Annotated in this window: 17 protein-coding genes; 9 read left to right on the top strand and 8 right to left on the bottom strand. The window is 66.9% G+C overall.

Annotation, left to right across the window (positions count from 1 at the left end; translation table 11 throughout):
* Positions 1 to 244: 244 nt before the first annotated feature.
* Complete coding sequence (ntrB, locus tag JHD77_RS08290) at positions 245 to 1,321, top strand: two-component system sensor histidine kinase NtrB (RefSeq protein ID WP_003096033.1); 1,077 nt, start codon at positions 245 to 247, stop codon at positions 1,319 to 1,321.
* 2 nt (positions 1,322 to 1,323) lie between these two features.
* Positions 1,324 to 2,754, top strand: a complete 1,431-nt coding sequence (gene ntrC, locus JHD77_RS08285; RefSeq protein ID WP_003104661.1) for a two-component system response regulator NtrC — start codon at positions 1,324 to 1,326, stop codon at positions 2,752 to 2,754.
* A gap of 811 nt (positions 2,755 to 3,565) precedes the next feature.
* Here ntrC and JHD77_RS08280 read toward each other — a convergent pair.
* A complete protein-coding gene (locus JHD77_RS08280) occupies positions 3,566 to 4,033 on the bottom strand; it encodes a hypothetical protein (protein ID WP_003096038.1) in 468 nt (155 codons plus the stop codon).
* Between JHD77_RS08280 and trmL the strand changes: the two genes are divergently transcribed.
* Positions 4,032 to 4,493, top strand: a complete 462-nt coding sequence (gene trmL, locus JHD77_RS08275) for a tRNA (uridine(34)/cytosine(34)/5-carboxymethylaminomethyluridine(34)-2'-O)-methyltransferase TrmL (protein ID WP_003104666.1) — start codon at positions 4,032 to 4,034, stop codon at positions 4,491 to 4,493. The genes JHD77_RS08280 and trmL overlap by 2 nt on opposite strands.
* Positions 4,494 to 4,551: 58 nt before the next feature.
* Here trmL and secB read toward each other — a convergent pair whose 3' ends face one another.
* Genes secB through JHD77_RS08260 form a run of 3 tightly spaced genes read right to left on the bottom strand, consistent with a single transcriptional unit; the run spans position 4,552 to position 5,755 of the window.
* On the bottom strand, positions 4,552 to 5,043 hold the full coding sequence (secB, locus tag JHD77_RS08270; protein WP_003096050.1) for a protein-export chaperone SecB: 492 nt from the start codon (positions 5,041 to 5,043) through the stop codon (positions 4,552 to 4,554).
* 36 nt (positions 5,044 to 5,079) lie between these two features.
* Positions 5,080 to 5,334 (bottom strand): glutaredoxin 3, encoded by a 255-nt coding sequence (gene grxC / locus JHD77_RS08265; RefSeq protein WP_003096057.1) that lies wholly within the window; start codon positions 5,332 to 5,334, stop codon positions 5,080 to 5,082.
* A gap of 1 nt (position 5,335) precedes the next feature.
* Entirely contained in the window at positions 5,336 to 5,755 is a 420-nt protein-coding gene (locus JHD77_RS08260; RefSeq protein ID WP_003096058.1) for a rhodanese-like domain-containing protein, read from the bottom strand.
* 324 nt (positions 5,756 to 6,079) lie between these two features.
* On the opposite strand from JHD77_RS08260, the gene gpmI reads away from it, so the two are divergent.
* From gpmI to JHD77_RS08230, 6 genes are all read left to right on the top strand, one after another.
* Positions 6,080 to 7,627, top strand: a complete 1,548-nt coding sequence (gene gpmI, locus JHD77_RS08255) for a 2,3-bisphosphoglycerate-independent phosphoglycerate mutase (RefSeq protein WP_003114478.1) — start codon at positions 6,080 to 6,082, stop codon at positions 7,625 to 7,627.
* A 313-nt stretch (positions 7,628 to 7,940) separates the two neighbouring features.
* On the top strand, positions 7,941 to 8,759 hold the full coding sequence (locus JHD77_RS08250) for a CPBP family intramembrane glutamic endopeptidase (RefSeq protein ID WP_014603391.1): 819 nt from the start codon (positions 7,941 to 7,943) through the stop codon (positions 8,757 to 8,759).
* Between the two features lie 149 nt (positions 8,760 to 8,908).
* A complete protein-coding gene (locus tag JHD77_RS08245) occupies positions 8,909 to 10,195 on the top strand; it encodes a murein hydrolase activator EnvC family protein (protein WP_012614643.1) in 1,287 nt (428 codons plus the stop codon).
* 28 nt (positions 10,196 to 10,223) lie between these two features.
* Positions 10,224 to 11,534 carry a proteolytic complex protein CptA gene (cptA, locus tag JHD77_RS08240; RefSeq protein ID WP_003096067.1) on the top strand — a complete coding sequence of 437 codons (1,311 nt, stop codon included), beginning with the start codon at positions 10,224 to 10,226 and terminating at the stop codon, positions 11,532 to 11,534.
* Positions 11,534 to 12,307, top strand: a complete 774-nt coding sequence (locus JHD77_RS08235) for a divergent polysaccharide deacetylase family protein (RefSeq protein WP_003096069.1) — start codon at positions 11,534 to 11,536, stop codon at positions 12,305 to 12,307. Before cptA ends, JHD77_RS08235 begins: the two co-directional genes overlap by 1 nt.
* A gap of 68 nt (positions 12,308 to 12,375) precedes the next feature.
* Positions 12,376 to 13,857, top strand: a complete 1,482-nt coding sequence (locus tag JHD77_RS08230) for a hypothetical protein (protein WP_021204963.1) — start codon at positions 12,376 to 12,378, stop codon at positions 13,855 to 13,857.
* A gap of 36 nt (positions 13,858 to 13,893) precedes the next feature.
* Here the strand turns inward: JHD77_RS08230 and JHD77_RS08225 are convergent, their stop codons facing one another.
* The 4 genes from JHD77_RS08225 to hisF form a co-directional block, all read right to left on the bottom strand.
* Complete coding sequence (locus JHD77_RS08225) at positions 13,894 to 14,649, bottom strand: substrate-binding periplasmic protein (protein WP_003096075.1); 756 nt, start codon at positions 14,647 to 14,649, stop codon at positions 13,894 to 13,896.
* Between the two features lie 149 nt (positions 14,650 to 14,798).
* On the bottom strand, positions 14,799 to 15,551 hold the full coding sequence (locus tag JHD77_RS08220) for a substrate-binding periplasmic protein (RefSeq protein WP_003106330.1): 753 nt from the start codon (positions 15,549 to 15,551) through the stop codon (positions 14,799 to 14,801).
* A 90-nt stretch (positions 15,552 to 15,641) separates the two neighbouring features.
* Complete coding sequence (locus tag JHD77_RS08215; protein ID WP_003106332.1) at positions 15,642 to 16,388, bottom strand: substrate-binding periplasmic protein; 747 nt, start codon at positions 16,386 to 16,388, stop codon at positions 15,642 to 15,644.
* Positions 16,389 to 16,559: 171 nt separating this feature from the next.
* Positions 16,560 to 17,330 carry an imidazole glycerol phosphate synthase subunit HisF gene (hisF, locus tag JHD77_RS08210; protein ID WP_003106334.1) on the bottom strand — a complete coding sequence of 257 codons (771 nt, stop codon included), beginning with the start codon at positions 17,328 to 17,330 and terminating at the stop codon, positions 16,560 to 16,562.
* Positions 17,331 to 17,337: the final 7 nt, after the last annotated feature.

Raw genomic sequence — 17,337 nt, 5'->3', positions numbered from 1 at the left:
TGGGCGGGATTTTCCGGTTTTTTTCCCGACTCTCCTGGCGAAAACGCCGCCGGCCACGCCAACGCACCAGATTGGTGCGATTACCCGCACCACTTTCTATACTGTCCCCATTTCGGGTCACCGCTCGTCGCCGAAAACCTTCCCGGCGCACCTCTAGCCAGCGCCTCGGCAGAAAAAACGCGCCTTTTCGGCGCCTGGTTTGCTTTTTGCATTTTCCTGCCCAACCTTGGAACAGCTGCCCGCCATGCCGACCGATACCCTGCACCGACTGTTGCTCGACAACCTGACCACCGCGGTGATCCTGCTCAACGGCGAACTGCGCCTGGAGTACATGAACCCGGCGGCGGAGATGCTCCTGGCCGTGAGCGGCCAGCGCAGCCACGGGCAATTCATCAGCGAGCTGTTCACCGAATCGCCGGAAGCCTTGAACTCGCTGCGCCAGGCGGTGGAACAGGCACATCCGTTCACCAAGCGCGAAGCGACCCTGACCTCGATCACCGGCGTCAGCATCACGGTCGACTATGCGGTGACGCCCATCCTCAACCGCAACGAGACGCTGCTGCTGCTCGAGGTCCATCCGCGCGACCGGCTGATGCGGATCACCCGCGAAGAAGCGCAGTTGTCCAAGCAGGAGACCACCAAGCTGCTGGTGCGCGGGCTCGCCCACGAGATCAAGAACCCGCTCGGCGGCATCCGCGGCGCAGCGCAACTGCTGTCTCGCGAGTTGCCGGAAGAGTCGCTGAAGGACTACACCAACGTCATCATCGAAGAAGCCGACCGGTTGCGGAACCTGGTGGACCGCATGCTCGGCTCGAACAAACTGCCGAACCTGGCGCCGACCAACATCCATGAAGTGCTGGAGCGGGTCAGCAGCCTGGTGGAAGCGGAGAGCCAGGGCAGCATCACCCTGGTCCGCGACTACGACCCGAGCATCCCCGACCTGCTGCTCGACCGCGAGCAAATGATCCAGGCCGTGCTCAACATGGTACGCAACGCCATGCAGGCGATCGCCGGGCAGAACGACCTGCGCCTCGGTCGCATCACCCTGCGCAGCCGTACCCTGCGCCAGTTCACCATCGGCCACACGCGTCACCGCCTGGTGTGCAAGGTGGAGATCATCGACAACGGCCCGGGCATTCCGGCCGAGCTCCAGGAAACCATCTTCTACCCCATGGTCAGCGGCCGTCCGGACGGTACCGGACTCGGGCTGGCCATCGCCCAGAACATCATCAGCCAGCACCAGGGGCTGATTGAATGCGAGAGCCACCCCGGCCATACCGTGTTCAGTCTGTTCCTGCCCCTGGAACAAGGAGTGCATTGACCATGAGCCGATCAGAGACCGTCTGGATCGTCGACGACGACCGCTCCATCCGCTGGGTACTGGAAAAGGCCCTGCAACAGGAAGGCATGACCACGGTGAGCTTCGACAGCGCCGACAGCGTGATCGGCCGCCTCGGCCGGCAGCAGCCGGACGTGATCATCTCCGATATCCGCATGCCCGGCGCCAGCGGCCTCGACCTGCTGGCGCAGATCCGCGAACTGCATCCGCGCCTGCCGGTGATCATCATGACCGCGCATTCCGACCTCGACAGCGCGGTGGCCTCCTACCAGGGCGGCGCCTTCGAATACCTGCCCAAGCCGTTCGACGTCGACGAGGCGGTCTCCCTGGTCAAGCGCGCCAACCAGCACGCCCAGGAGCAGCAGGGCCTGGAGCTGCCGGCGAACCAGGCGCGCACGCCGGAGATCATCGGCGAGGCGCCGGCGATGCAGGAGGTATTCCGCGCCATCGGCCGCCTCAGCCATTCCAACATCACCGTGCTGATCAACGGCGAATCGGGTACCGGCAAGGAGCTGGTCGCCCATGCCCTGCATCGCCACAGCCCGCGCGCAGCCTCGCCATTCATCGCGCTGAACATGGCGGCGATCCCCAAGGACCTGATGGAATCCGAGCTGTTCGGCCATGAGAAGGGCGCCTTCACCGGGGCCGCCGCCCAGCGCCGCGGACGCTTCGAGCAAGCCGATGGCGGCACCCTGTTCCTCGACGAGATCGGCGACATGCCGGCCGACACCCAGACCCGCCTGCTGCGCGTCCTGGCCGACGGCGAGTTCTACCGGGTCGGCGGGCACACGCCGGTGAAGGTCGACGTGAGGATCATCGCCGCCACCCACCAGAACCTGGAAAGCCTGGTGCGCGACGGCAAGTTCCGCGAGGACCTGTTCCATCGCCTGAACGTGATCCGCATCCACATCCCGCGGCTGGCCGACCGCCGCGAGGACATCCCGGCGCTGGCCCGGCACTTCCTCAGCCGCGCCGCCCAGGAGCTGGCGGTGGAACCCAAGCTGCTGAAGGCGGAAACCGAGGAGTACCTGAAGAACCTCGGCTGGCCGGGCAACGTCCGACAACTGGAGAACACCTGCCGCTGGATCACCGTGATGGCCTCCGGCCGCGAGGTGCACATCGACGACCTGCCGCCGGAGCTGCTGACCCAGCCGCAGGACAGCGCGCCGGCGGCGAACTGGGAACAGGCCCTGCGCCAGTGGGCCGACCAGGCGCTGGGCCGCGGCCAGTCGAACCTGCTGGACAGCGCCGTGCCGGCCTTCGAACGGATCATGATAGAAACCGCCCTCAAGCACACCGCCGGCCGCCGCCGCGATGCCGCCGTGCTGCTCGGCTGGGGCCGCAATACCCTGACCCGCAAGATCAAGGAGCTGGGGATGAACGTCGATGGAGCCGACGACGAAGGCGACGACTGAAGCGCCACTGCTCCCATGAGCGACCCAACGGGGCCTTCGGGCCCCGTTTTTCATGGTCCGTCGCGCGCCCGTGCCAAGCGAGACGCCGCCCCAGCCTCGGCAGGGCGCCCGCCCGGAACCACCGGTCAAATCGTAGCGTAGGGCGAATAACCGCATCGCGGTTATCCGCCGATTGTGCAGGGCCGCGGCGGATAACGCCTATGGCGTTATTCGCCCTACCGTCCGCAGCACAGCCCCAACCTCGGCGAGCGCCCGCCCGGCACCGTCGATCAAACCGGGGCGTAGGGCGAATAACCGCATCGCGGTTATCCGCCGGTTGTGCAGGGCAGCGGCCCTTGCCCGGATTTTGGGCAGCGTGCACCAGCAGGCGACAAATCGGCATCAATCGCTGGCGGAAAAGCCCGCTCCGTCATTTTTCCGCAATCGACTTCCCACAAACCCCTGGGATGCCGCCAAGCCCTTGATCCACGGGCTTCCAGAGGCATTCATCACCAGCTCGCCCACAGACTTATCCACAATCCTTCAGGAAAGCGAGCGCGCCGCCAGCGCGCTCATGAGAATTGGCACAGCCCCTGCATTGGAGCAGATAACGAAGATTTCGGGGGCCTCGGTACAGGCAGGCTGGGGAATCCCCTCTTTTACACCCGGCGGCAGACGCAGCATCCGCGCGCAACCGCCACACCCGTTTCGGGGACCTCGGTACAGGCAGGCTGAGAACTCCCCTCTTTTATGCCCGGCGGTAGCGCAGTGATCCGCGCCTCCGCCCTCCCGTTTGGGGACCTCGGTACAGGCAGGCTGAGAATTCCCCCTTTTATTCCCGGCCGTCGCGCTCCTGCAGTTCGACGACCAGGCGCCAGCCCTCGCCGTCCTCCGACCACTGCCAGCGCCCCTGCAAGGGGCGGGTCGAGACCAGGCTCAACAGCAGCGCCTTTCCCTCCTCGCGGACGCGCCAGCGCAACGGTTGGCCCAGCCATCGTCCATCTCCCTGCTGCGCCGCGCCCCGGGCGACGATGCGCAACGTCAGGGCACCCTCCACCCGTGCCGCCGTAACCGCAGCCTGGCGATCGAAGCGCAGGACCAGGCCCTGCTCGCTCTCCCCGACCGCCAGCAGTTGCGGCGCAGACGTCGGCAGCGAAGCGGGACCGAACAACCTGCCGAGCATCAGCCCGAACAACAACCCGGCAAGCACCAGCGCACCCCAGACTTTCCAGCGCTGGCGCCGCAGATCGTCGATGGCGGAGGTAGAATGCCGCCCGTTATCTGCTCCGGAGCCCTGCATGTTCCACGTCATCCTGTTTCAACCGGAGATACCTCCGAATACCGGCAACATTATCAGGCTCTGCGCCAACGCCGGATGCAGTCTGCACCTGATCGAGCCGCTCGGTTTCGAACTGGACGACAAGCGCTTGCGCCGTGCCGGCCTCGACTACCACGAATACGCCAGCGTACGCCGCTACCCGGATCTGCAGAGCTGCCTCGAGGCCCTCGGCCAGCCACGCCTGTTCGCCTTCACCACCAAGGGGTCGCGGGCCTTCCACGAAGTGGCCTACCAGCGCGACGATGCCTTCCTCTTCGGCCCGGAAAGCCGCGGACTGCCGGAGGATGTGCGCAACGCCCTGCCAACCGATCGGCGCCTGCGCCTGCCGATGCGCGAAGGCTGCCGTAGCCTGAACCTGTCCAACACGGTGGCGGTGACCGTCTACGAAGCCTGGCGCCAGCTCGGCTTCGCCATGGACTGAGCCGGCCGACAGGCATGAAAAAGCCCGCGCAAGGCGGGCTTCTTCGCAAGCGCTGGGCTTACTGGACCGACGGCGTCGGGATCTCGCCGGAGGCCTGCATGCGGGCGATTTCCTGGGCGTAGAGGGCGTCGAAGTTCACCGGCGACAGCATCAGCGCCGGGAACGAACCGCGTACCACCAGGTTGTCCAGGGCTTCGCGAGCGTACGGGAAGAGGATGTTCGGGCAGAACGCGCCGAGGGTATGGCTCATGCTCGACGGATCGAGGTTCTTGATCAGGAAGATGCCGGCCTGCTGCACTTCGGCGATGAAGGCAGTGGTGTCCTCGCCGTTCTTCACGGTCACCGATACGGTCAGGACCACTTCGTAGAAGTCGCCGTCCAGCTGCTTCTGGCGAGTGTTCAGGTCCAGGCTGATGGACGGGTTCCATTCCTGGCGGAAGATTTCCGGGGACTTCGGCGACTCGAACGACAGGTCGCGCAGGTAGATGCGCTGCAGGGAGAACTGGGGTTGCTGCTCGTCGGCAGCGCCGTTGGTAGCTTGCTCGGTCATTTTCGGGCCTTCCCTTGGGTCAATTCATGAATGGTTTCAGGCAGACAGCAGCGCGTCCAGCTTGCCGGCGCGCTCCAGTGCATGAAGGTCGTCGCAGCCGCCGACATGGGTCTCGCCGATCCAGATCTGCGGCACGGTGGTCGATCCCGCCTTGCGTGCCAGCTCGGCGCGCAGTTCGGGCTTGCCGTCGCAGGCGATCTCCTGGAAGTCCACGCCCTTGCGTTGCAGCAACTGCTTGGCGCGGATGCAGTACGGACACCAGGCGGTGGTGTAGATCACGACGGGCGGCATGTCACTTCACCAGCGGCAGGTTGTCGCCGCGCCAGCTGCCGATCCCGCCGGACAGCTTGGCGGCGTTGAAGCCGGCCTTCTTCAGGACGCCGCCCCAGGTACCGGAGTGCTGGCCCATGGCGTCGACCAGGATGATGGTCTTGCCCTTGTACTTTTCCAGTTCGGTCATGCGGCTGTTCAGCTTGTCGGCCGGGATGTTCAGCGCGTCGACGATGTGCCCGCTGGCGAACTCCTTGGCCGGACGGATATCCAGGACCACCGCCTGGTCGGCATTGACCAGCGCGGTCAGCTCGCGGGTCGACAGGCTCTTGCCGCCCTTGCGCAGCTCGTGCAGCAACAGCAGGACCAGCAGGACCAGCAGCGCCGCGACCAGCAGGTAGTGGTTGGTGGCGAACTCGATCAGACGGGAAACGAATTGCATGGTGACGGATATCCAGGGCGTAAAAATGCCGGCCAGTATACAGACCGCGCCGGCCAGGGGGGAACCCGCCGGGCGGCGCCCCGCTCGGCTCCAGGAAATGGCGTCGCGGGAAACTTCACGGTTAGAATGCCGGTCCTTTTCTGTGAAGCTGGCCAGTTCCGGCCCGGGCACGGTTCGGGCGGGACAGAGGGAGCGAGGATAGCGGCATTCGGTTGCGGATCGGCGTCATCGGTTTAATCAATCAGCCTCTTCCTACGTCTTGAACGACAATGTTCCCACTAAATTTGGTCAGTTTCTGAACCCCGCGGAAATAGAGCCGGACATATGACTGCCACGCCCAAACCCCTGGTCCTGATCATCCTGGACGGCTTCGGCCACAGCGAAAGCCCTGACTACAACGCCATCTACGCCGCGAAGAAGCCGGTCTGGGATCGCCTCCTGGCAACCCAGCCGCACGGCCTGATCTCCGGCTCCGGCATGGACGTCGGCCTGCCCGACGGCCAGATGGGCAATTCCGAGGTCGGCCACATGAACCTCGGCGCAGGCCGCGTGGTGTACCAGGACTTCACCCGCGTCACCAAGGCCATCCGCGACGGCGAATTCTTCGAAAACCCGGTGATCGCCGGCGCGGTCGACAAGGCCGTCGCCGCCGACAAGGCGGTGCACATCCTCGGCCTGCTCTCCCCGGGCGGCGTACACAGCCATGAAGACCACCTGGTGGCGATGGCGCAGATGGCCGCCAGGCGCGGCGCCGGCAAGATCTACCTGCATGCCTTCCTGGATGGCCGCGATACCCCGCCGAAAAGCGCGCAGCCGTCGCTGGAGCGTCTCGACGCCACCTTCGCCGGGCTCGGCAAGGGCCGCATCGCCTCGATCATCGGCCGCTATTTCGCGATGGACCGCGACAACCGCTGGGACCGCGTCCAGGCCGCCTATGAACTGATTGTCGACGGCAAGGCCGAGTTCACCGCCGACTCCTCGGTGGCAGCCCTCGAGGCCGCCTACGCCCGCGGCGAGAGCGACGAATTCGTCAAGGCCACCGCGGTGGTCCCGGCCGGCGCCGAAGCGGTGCGGGTCGAGGATGGCGACGCGGTGATCTTCATGAACTTCCGCGCCGACCGCGCCCGCGAGCTGAGCCGCGCCTTCGTCGAGCCGGCATTCAATGAGTTCCCCCGCGAACGAGCCCCGCAGCTGGCAGGTTTCGTCATGCTGACCCAGTACGCGGCGAGCATCCCGGCGCCCTGCGCCTTCCCGCCGGAGCCGCTGACCAACGTCCTCGGCGAGTACCTGGCCAAGCATGGCAAGACCCAGCTGCGCATCGCCGAGACCGAGAAGTACGCCCATGTGACCTTCTTCTTCTCCGGCGGCCGCGAGGAACCCTACGAGGGCGAGGAGCGCATCCTGATCCCCTCGCCGAAGGTCGCCACCTACGACCTGCAACCCGAGATGAGCGCGCCGGAAGTCACCGACCGTATCGTCGAGGCCATCGAGCAACAGCGCTACGACGTGATCGTGGTCAACTACGCCAACGGCGACATGGTCGGCCACACCGGGGTGTTCGAGGCCGCGGTCAAGGCCGTGGAGTGCCTGGACACCTGCATGGGCCGTATCGTCGAGGCGCTGGACAAGGTCGGCGGCGAAGCCCTGATCACCGCCGACCACGGCAATGTCGAGCAGATGGAAGACGAGTCCACCGGCCAGGCGCACACCGCGCACACCTGCGAACCGGTGCCCTTCGTCTACGTCGGCAAGCGCAAGCTGAGCATCCGCGAAGGCGGCGTGCTGGCCGACGTGGCGCCGACCATGCTGACCCTCATGGGGCTGGAGCAGCCGGCGGAAATGACCGGTCGCAGCATCGTCACCCTCGGCTGATCCGCGAACGACGAACTCCCGCGCAGGGCGGATAACCGCGTCGCGGTTATCCGCCGCTTCTGCAGGCCATCGACGGATAACGCCTGCGACGTTATCCGCCGTAGCGGGCCGGGCGCCGCGCCCTGTTTCCACGACGCCACCTTCCCCGCTTTAACGCTGCCGATCGGCCGACAGGCCTGGCCACGCGGCGTCGAGACGTGTGCCGCGGTTTTCATTTTCCGCGTCTCCCCCCCTGCCTCCCGCTACGTCGCCGAGGCCCGTGCTAGCCTTGCCCGCGCTGTCTTTTCCATCTGCCCTACAAGGATTTCCGCCGATGTGGTTCCTCCTCGCCACCTCGCTCCTCGCCCTGTCCTTCCAGCGCCTGCTGGCCCTCGTCTTGCTGCTCGCGACCTGCTGTCTCGCCTTCTACGACGGGGTTCTCGCTCCGCCTGCGGTCGCCGCCCTGGCTGCACTGGGCGTCCTCGCCCTGTTGCGCCGGCGCCTGGCGGCACGCCGCGCCTGGGCCCTGGGCCTGGAGCTGCTGCTGGTCGCCGGCGCGGTGGGCCTGTTCCTGCACCTGCTACCCGGCTTCGCCAACCCCAGGATCCTGGACAAGGCGGTGGTCGGCCCGCAGAGCCTGCCGTTCACCATGTACTTCAACTTCGACAAGGCACTGGTGCCGTTCCTGCTACTGGCCTGCCTGCCGAGCCTGTTCCGCGACGAAGCCCGCGCTCCCGGCCGCCCCTGGTACTGGCTGCTGCTCGTGGCGGCGGTGCCGGCGCTGCTTCTGCTGGCTGTCGGCGTCGGCCTGCTGCGGCCGGAACTCCACGCGCCGGCCTGGCTCTGGCAGTTCATCCTGGCCAACCTGTTCTTCGTTTCCCTTGCCGAGGAAGCGCTGTTCCGCGGCTACCTGCAGCAACGCCTGGGCCAATGGCTGGGCCCCTGGCCCGCCCTGGCGCTGGCCTCGGCGCTGTTCGGCCTGGCGCACTTCGCCGGCGGCCCGCTGCTGATGCTGTTCGCCGGCCTCGCCGGGCTGATCTACGGGTTGGCCTGGCTGTGGAGCGGCCGCCTGTGGGTGGCGACGCTGTTCCACTTCGGGCTGAACCTGACGCATCTGCTGCTGTTCACCTACCCGCTCTACAGCCCCGCCTGATGCCCGTGGCCTTCGTCGTCGACGACATCCGCCGCTGCCATCCGGCTGAAATACGTGGAAGCGCCCCACAGCGCGCGGTGCGGGGCGTTTTTTTTAACGGCGGCCACGGGCATACTAGGCCGGTCCAATTCCCAGGTGCCCGCCACCCCATGCTCCGCCTCCTTCCTCTCCTGCTATCCCTCGCCTGTCTCGCTCCGGCCTTCGCCGACGAGCGCGCCGACACCCAACGCCAGCTGGAACAGACGCAGAAGGACATCGGCGAGCTGAAGAAGCTGCTGGACGGCATCCAGCAGGAAAAGAGCGGCGTGCAGAAGCAGCTGAAGTCCACCGAGACCGAGATGGGCGACCTGGAAAAACAGATCAAGGCCCTGCAGGACGAGCTGGACAAGAGCGAAGCCGAGCTGAAACGGCTGGATGGGGAGAAAAAAAAACTCCAGGACGCGCGCATTGAGCAGCAGCGCCTCCTCGCCATCCAGGCCCGCGCGGCCTACCAGAGTGGACGCGAGGAATACCTGAAGCTGCTGCTGAACCAGGAACACCCGGAAAAATTCAGCCGCACCCTCACCTACTACGACTACATCAACAAAGCCCGTCTCGAACAGCTCGCCAGCTTCAACGAAACCCTCCGCCAGCTGGCCAACGTCGAGCAGAACATCTCTGCGCAGAAAGCCGAACAACTGAGCAAGCAAGGCGAGCTGGACAGCCGCCGCGAGGCGCTGGCAGCGACCCGCAAGGAGCGCCAGCAAGCCCTGGCCAAGCTGAACAGCGACTACCGCGAACGCGACCAGAAGCTCAAGTCCCGCCAACAGGACCAGGCCGAGCTGGCCAAGGTACTGCGGACCATCGAGGAAACCCTGGCCCGCCAGGCCCGCGAAGCCGCCGCCGCGGCGGAGCGCGAGCGCCAGCGCGCGCTGGCCGCCGAACGCGAGCGTGCGCGCCAGCAGCAGGCCGCCCCCGGACGAGTCACCAGCCCGCCGCGCGAACCTGCGCCGGGCCCGCTGGTCTCAAGCACTGGCGCGGTCTACGGCGGCGCGTTCGGCTCGGCCCGCGGCAAGCTGCCGTGGCCGGTGAATGGCCGCGTCGTGGCGCGCTTCGGCAGCCAGCGCGGCGACGATCCGCGGGCGAAATGGGACGGCGTACTGATTTCGGCGAGCGCCGGCAGCACCGTCCGCGCGGTGCACGGCGGACGCGTGGTATTCGCCGACTGGTTGCGCGGAGCCGGCCTGTTGGTCATCCTCGACCACGGTGGCGGCTACCTCAGCCTTTATGGCCATAATCAAAGCCTGCTGAAAGACGCCGGCGACACCGTGAAGGCCGGAGACCCGATCGCCACCGTTGGAACCAGCGGCGGCCAGAGTAGCCCGGCCGTGTACTTCGCCATTCGCCATCAGGGCCGCCCGGCGGACCCTACTACCTGGTGCCGCGCACAGGGATAGGCGCCGAACTCGTGATTAGGAGCTGAACATGCTGCATTGCTTCCGTCCCACCACCCTGGCGCTGGCCCTGCTGCTCGGCGCGGGCGCGGCCCAGGCTGCCGACGCCCCGGCCGACGCCGCGCCACTGGCCAACGGTAGCAGTGCCCCGCTGCCCCTCGACGAGCTGCGTACCTTCGCCGAGGTTCTCGACCGGGTGAAGGCCGCCTATGTCGAGCCAGTGGACGACAAGACCCTGCTGGAGAACGCCATCAAGGGCATGCTCAGCAACCTCGACCCGCACTCCGCCTACCTCGGCCCGGAGGACTTCGCCGAGCTGCAGGAAAGCACCAGCGGCGAGTTCGGCGGCCTGGGCATCGAGGTCGGCAGCGAAGACGGCTTCATCAAGGTGGTCTCGCCGATCGACGACACCCCCGCGGCCCGCGCCGGCATCCAGCCCGGCGACCTGATCGTGCAGATCGACGGCAAGCCGACCAAGGGCCAGTCGATGACCGAAGCGGTCGACAGCATGCGCGGCAAGGCCGGCTCCCCGATCACCCTGACCATCGTCCGCGATGGCGGCAGACCGTTCGACGTCGAACTCAAGCGCGCCATCATCAAGGTCAAGAGTGTCAAGAGCCAGGTCCTCGAACCCGGCTACGCCTACCTGCGCATCACCCAGTTCCAGGTCAACACCGGCGAGGAAGTGGTCAAGGCGCTGAACCAGCTGCGCAAGGACAACAAGGGCCGTCTCAAGGGCCTGGTCCTGGACCTGCGCAACAACCCCGGCGGCGTGCTGCAGTCCGCCGTCGAGGTAGCCGACGCCTTCCTCACCAAGGGCCTGATCGTCTACACCAAGGGCCGCATCGCCAACTCCGAGCTGCGCTTCAGCGCCGACCCGGCCGATCCCAGCGACAAGGTTCCGCTGGTGGTGCTGATCAACGGTGGCAGCGCCTCGGCGGCGGAAATCGTCGCCGGTGCCCTGCAGGACCAGAAGCGCGCGATCCTGATGGGCACCGACAGCTTCGGCAAGGGCTCGGTGCAGACCGTGCTGCCGCTGAACAACGACCGCGCCCTGAAGCTCACCACCGCGCTCTACTACACCCCCAACGGGCGCTCCATCCAGGCCCAGGGCATCGTTCCGGACATCGAAGTCGGACGCGCCAAGGTGACCCAGGAGCGGAGCAGCTTCGAGGGCTTCAAGGAAGCCGACCTGCAGGGCCACCTGGCCAACGGCAACGGCGGCGCCGACCGCCCCACCGGCAAGCGTGCCGCGCCGAGCGAGCGCCCGCAGGATTCCGACTACCAGCTCAGCCAGGCCCTTAGCCTGCTGAAAGGCCTGAGCGTCACCCGCGGCAACTGATGTCGGCGTTCCGCGTTGCCCTGCTGGGCCTGTGCCTGCTGTTCAACCAGGCCCAGGCCCGCCAGGACCCCGTCCCCTACCAGCGCCCGCCGCTGCTGACCGTGGTCATCGATGACCTCGGGCAGAACCTGGCACGCGACCGCCGGGTTCTCGACCTGCCCCCCGGCGTAACCCTGGCGATCATCCCGGAAACCCCGCATGCCGCCGAACTGGCCCGCGAGGCGCACCAGCGCGGGCGCACGGTGATCCTGCACATGCCGATGGACCCGGCCGGCGGTCCCTACGCCTGGCGGCCGGAGCTGACCCAGGAAGAGCGTGCGCGGCGGCTGGACGCGGCGCTGGCCAAGGTGCCGTTCGTGCAAGGCCTGAACAACCACGAGGGCAGCCGCATGACCGCGGTGCGCCCGGCGATGGCCTGGCTCGCCGAGGAACTCCAGCGTCGCGGCCTGTACCTGGTCGACAGCCGCACCAGCGCCGCCACCGTGGCCGCCAGCGAGGCGCAGCGGATCGGCCTGGCGAGCGTCTCGCGCGATGTGTTCCTCGACAACGAAGCCACACCGGAAGCGGTCTCCGCACAACTGCAGGCCGGCGTCGCCCTGGCCCGCAAGCAGGGTTCGGCGTTGCTCATTGGCCACCCGCACAAGGCCACCCTCGACGTGCTGGCGCGGGAGCTGCCGAAGCTGCGCGCCCAGGGCATCGAGCTGGTACCGCCGCAGATGCTCATCGGCGAGCGCGGCAACCGCAACGTCAACCCACGCCAGGCGCCGCACTGAAGCCGGGTTTACCGGCGTCGCGGCAGCGGTTAAGGTGACGTCCTCGTCATTCCTGCACGGACGCACCGATGGCCCGCCCTTCCCCTCCCATGCCCCTGCTCGCCGCCGCCCTGCTGGTCGCAGGCGCGATTCCCCTCGGTTTCATCTGGATCCTCACCAGCGCCAAGTTCGAGATAGGCGGCGCCAGCCCCGGCGAGAGCACCGTCGGCAAGGTCGAGAACATCGACCAGCGCGCCATGGAGCAATTCTGCACCGGCGTGCGGGCGACGCCCGCCGGCACCTGGCTGGTAGGCCGGCGCGAGGTCGGCCGCGACGAGCAGGCTCTGCCCGAGGGCGTCATCGACCTGGACCTGGTGGCGGCCGCCCAGCCCAGGGAAGAAGAGTCCGAACCCCACCTCTTCAACTTCCTCAACGGCATGCTGCTATCCGGCGGCGATCCGGAAACCACCTATGTCTCGCGCCTGGGCGCGGACGGCGTGTTCCACGAAGTGGCGCGGCTCGGCGAGACCGCCTGCCTGGAAGTCACGCCGGACGGTTCCAGCGTCTTCCTGCTCACCGGCCTGCGGCGCCCGGGCAAGGACAACGGTCAGCGCGAGCAGACAGTGGTGCTGCGCAGCGACGACCAGGGCAAGAGCTGGCGGCGGCTCGAGGAAGGCTTCATGGCCGAGGCGAATCGACTGGGCTGGGCTCTCGCACCGCGCTTCCACGGCAAGGACGAAGTCTGGGTCTGGGGTGATTTCGAATACGGCGGTGCCGATGGCGGCCGGGAACCCGGCCAGCCGAGCGGGCTGTTCTATTCGCCCGACCGCGGCGCCAGTGTCGAGTCGATCGCCACCTCCGCGCCGCTGCTGGTCGACCTCGCCTACGCCCGCGAGTTGGCGCCGAACGGCGTCAGCTGGGGCGACTACAACGGCAAGCACGGGCAGATCAAGGCACACGTCGCCCAACTGGACGCGGAGCGCGCCGCGATCTGGGTAAGCCAGACCTTCCGCTATGGCCCACCCGAGGGGCGCTACCTGACCAGCTCGATATTGGTCACCACCCAGGCCGAACTGCGCCGCGAGGGCGGACGCTGGCAGATGGGCGCGATCCGGCGCACCGACGGCGTGGCCGTCGAGCGCCTGGAACAGAACATGGACGGTCGGGTGATCGCAGTGCTCGACCACCCGGACGAATCGCGCTCGCTGATCGCCGAGCTCGATCGCGACGCGCTCGAATGGAAGATCACCGGCAAGCTGCCCAGCCCGTTCTGGCCCCTGCCGTCCAGTTCCGGGCTGCGCGAGTTCTACATGGGCAGGAATGTGCTGCTGGCCAACACCATGAGCCACTACGAAGTGCCGCTGTGGCTGTATCCCGACGAAGAGCCGGCGAGCGTCTCCGCCAACGCGGTGTACTACTCGGACGACTGGGGCTCATCCTGGCGCCGCCTGGACATCGCCGGCTACCTCGGCGTGCTCGGTTTCGACGAGGCGCACGACCGGGTGTTCTGGGCCCGCGGCAACTGGTACGACAGCCGCGACCTCGGCGTCCAGGCCTACGACCTGGACTGAGCCCCCTCGCCGCGCCGGCGGAGGGGCGCCCGCCAGTCAGAGGTAGTTGGCGACGGCTTCGTCGACGAAGCCTTCCTGGCGCATCTGCTCCAGGGCCTTTTGCAGGCGCTCCACCACCTCGTCCGGAGTGTCCTTGTTCAACGCCAGGTAGAGCTTGGCCTCGTTGAAACGCAGCACCGTCTGCAGGCCGGACACGCCTTCCTGCTTGGCCAGGTAGCGGCCGACCGGATCGGTGGTGGCCCACAGGTCGATCTGCCCGCCGGTAAGCTTCTTCACGTTTTCCTGGTCGCGCAGGGCGTTGATCACCGGGATGCCCTGGGCCTCCAGGTGCTGGCTGACCGCGTCGTTCTTGTAGGCGCCGAGCTTGTAGCGGGCGGCGTCCTTGAGATTCTTCACGGCGATCTTGCTGCCGGCCGGCGCCAGCAACACCCAACTGGTGTCGGCCAGCGGGCCGACCCACTTGAACTGCGGCACCCGCTCGGGGGTGTAGGTCATGGAGAACAGCCCGTAGCCGGGCTTGTCCAGGGTCAACCGGTACAGGCGGTCCCAGGGGAAGCGCAGGCTCAGGGAATAGCCGATGCCGGCGCGCCTGAACATCTCCCGGACGATGTCGGCACTGATGCCGTCGATGCCGTCGTCGCGGGCGAAGTTCTTGTCGTCCACCGCCATGTTGAAGGGCGGGAAGTTCTCGGTCAGCAGCACCACCTTGTAGTCGGCGGGCAATTCGGCACGGGCCGCGGAGGCCCCCAGCAACACCCCCAGGATCAGGGTCTGGATCAGGACTTTCAGCATGGTCACACCGCTCGCTTGGTTATCGTTATTGGCTAGCGGCATCCCTGCGTCAGGACGAAATACCTGGCTCGTCGGCCTTCCATGGCATTGCCGGCGGGGCCGGCAAAGGCGTTTCCCCGCCCGGCCCCCTGTTGGCCGGACGGAGCGAATCAGAGATAGCTGTTGAGGATGTCCTCGACGAAGCCTTCCTTGCGCATGCCGTCCAGGGCTGCCTGGAGCTTCTGCACCACTTCGTCGGGAGTCTCGCGGTTGAGCGCCAGGTACAGCTGGTCGCTGTTGAAGCGCAGCACCGTCTTCAGGCCGGTCACGCCTTCCTGCTTGGCCAGGTAGCGCCCGGCGGGATCGCCGCTGGCCCAGAGGTCGATCTGGCCCTTGACCAGCTTCTGCGCGTTTTCCTGGTCGCGTAGCGCCAGGTCGGCCTCGAAACCGTTCTTGCCGAGGAACTCGGCGATGGCATCGCCCTTGTAGGCGCCGATCCGGTATTTCTTCGCCTCGTCCAGGCTGCCCAGGGTGATCGGGCTGTCGCCCTTGGCCAGCAGCACCCAGTCGTCCGGGCCGATCGGACCGACCCACTTGAACTTGTCCTCGCGCTCGGCCAGGCGGGCGGTGACGAACACCCCGTAGCCGGGCTTCTCCAGCGCCAGCTTGTAGATGCGGTCCCAGGGGAAACGCAGGGTCAGGCTGTACTTGATGCCGGCGCGCTTGAACATCTCGCGGACGATATCCACGGCGATGCCGTCGATGTTGTCTTCCTGGGCGAAGTTCTTGCCGTTGATCGCCATGTTGTACGGCGGGAAGTTCTCCGTGAGCAGGACCATGCTGTAGTCGGGATCGGTTTCGGCGCGCGCGCCGCCGACCAGCAGCAGGGTTGCGAGCAGCGCGAAGAGCAGGCTTCTTTGCATTGTTGTCATCCTGTCAGGGGCCTGGAGCGAGGCAGAATAACCAGCGCCGCGCCGCCAGGCCAGCCTTTTGCCAGCATCGCCGGCGAGGCGTCAGTAGCGCTCGCGGATCTGCTTCAACAAGCCTTCGCTGCGCAGCGCGTCGACCGCCGTTTGCAACTTCTGCACCAGCTCGTCCGGGGTGTCCTTGTTCAGCGCCAGGAACAGCTCGGCGGTATGGAAACGCTGGACCACCTTCACCTCCTTGAGGCCCTCGCGCTGGGCGACGTAGCGCCCGCTCGGATCGGCGGTGACCCAGAGATCGATCTGCCCACTGGCCAGCTTGTCGACGTTCTCGTTGTCGCGCAGCGCCAGTTGCACCTGCAGGCCGCGGTCGACCAGGTGCTGACTGATGGCGTCGTTCTTGTAGCCGCCGATCCGGTAGCGCGCGGCGTCTTCCAGGCTGTTCAGGTGGATGCTGCTGTCGCCGCGGGCCATCAGTACCCAGTCGTTGACCGCCAGCGGGCCGACCCACTTGAACTTGTCCTCGCGCTCCGGCGTACGGGCGGTGGAAAACACGCCATAGCCGGGCTCGCTCAGCGCCTGCTGGTAGACCCGGTCCCAGGGGAAGCGCAGGATCAGCTGGCACTCGATCTGCGCGCGCTCGCAGGCGGCGCGCACGGTATCGGTGCTGATGCCGCTGATGCCATCGTCCTTGGCGTAGTTGCCGCCGTTCACCGCCATGTTGAACGGCACCAGGTTCTCGGTCAGCAGGACCAGGGTTTCGGCGCGCGCCAGGGCGCTAGCGCATAGCAGGGCCAGGCTGCCGACGCAGCCGAGAGCCAGACGGAAGATGGACATGGAGGACTCCCTGTCGGTCGCAATGTTTGTCGTTATGGCAGGGCATCGGCGCTCTAGCGGCACCTGATGCGGGGGGCGTGACTGTACCTGAAAGAAAGCCGCGCGAGTGTCGACTCGCGCTCAGGAATGGCTAGCCGATCACCGGCCCTGTGCGCTGCGGCGCAACGCGCCTCAGCGCACCACGATACCGCGGCTGGCCAGGTAGGCCTTGGCTTCCGGCACGGTGTACTCGCCGAAGTGGAAGATGCTCGCCGCGAGCACCGCGTCGGCCTTGCCCTCGAGGATACCGGCGGCCAGGTGCTCCAGGTTGCCGACGCCGCCGGAAGCGATCACCGGCACGTTCACCGCCTCGCTGATGGCGCGGGTCACGCCCAGGTCGTAACCGCTCTTCACGCCGTCCTGGTCCATGCTGGTCAGGAGAATCTCGCCAGCGCCCAGGTCTTCCATCTTCTTCGCCCAGAGCACGGCATCCAGCCCGGTGGGCTTGCGCCCGCCATGGGTGAAGATTTCCCAGCGCGGCGCCTCGCCCGGGGCGGAAACCTTCTTCGCGTCGATGGCGACCACGATGCACTGCGAGCCGAAGCGGTCGGCGGCCTCACCGACGAACTCGGGGTTGAACACCGCGGCGGTGTTGATCGAGACCTTGTCCGCGCCGGCATTCAACAGGTTGCGGATGTCCTGCACGCTGCGTACGCCGCCGCCCACGGTCAGCGGAATGAACACCTGGCTAGCCATGCGCTCGACGGTATGCAGGGTGGTGTCGCGCCCGTCGACGCTGGCGGTGATATCGAGGAAGGTGATCTCGTCGGCACCCTGCTCGTCGTAGCGGCGAGCGATCTCGACCGGGTCGCCGGCGTCGCGGATGTTCTCGAACTTGACGCCCTTGACCACTCGGCCGTTGTCCACGTCGAGGCAGGGGATGATGCGTTTTGCCAGTGCCATGCGGTTC

It is taken from the genome of Pseudomonas sp. P20 (assembly GCF_016463925.1).
In the GTDB taxonomy this organism is placed as follows: Bacteria; Pseudomonadota; Gammaproteobacteria; order Pseudomonadales; family Pseudomonadaceae; genus Pseudomonas; species Pseudomonas aeruginosa.
The sequence above is the reverse complement of the archived record's forward strand: the minus strand, read 5'-3'. Positions and strand labels throughout refer to the sequence as shown.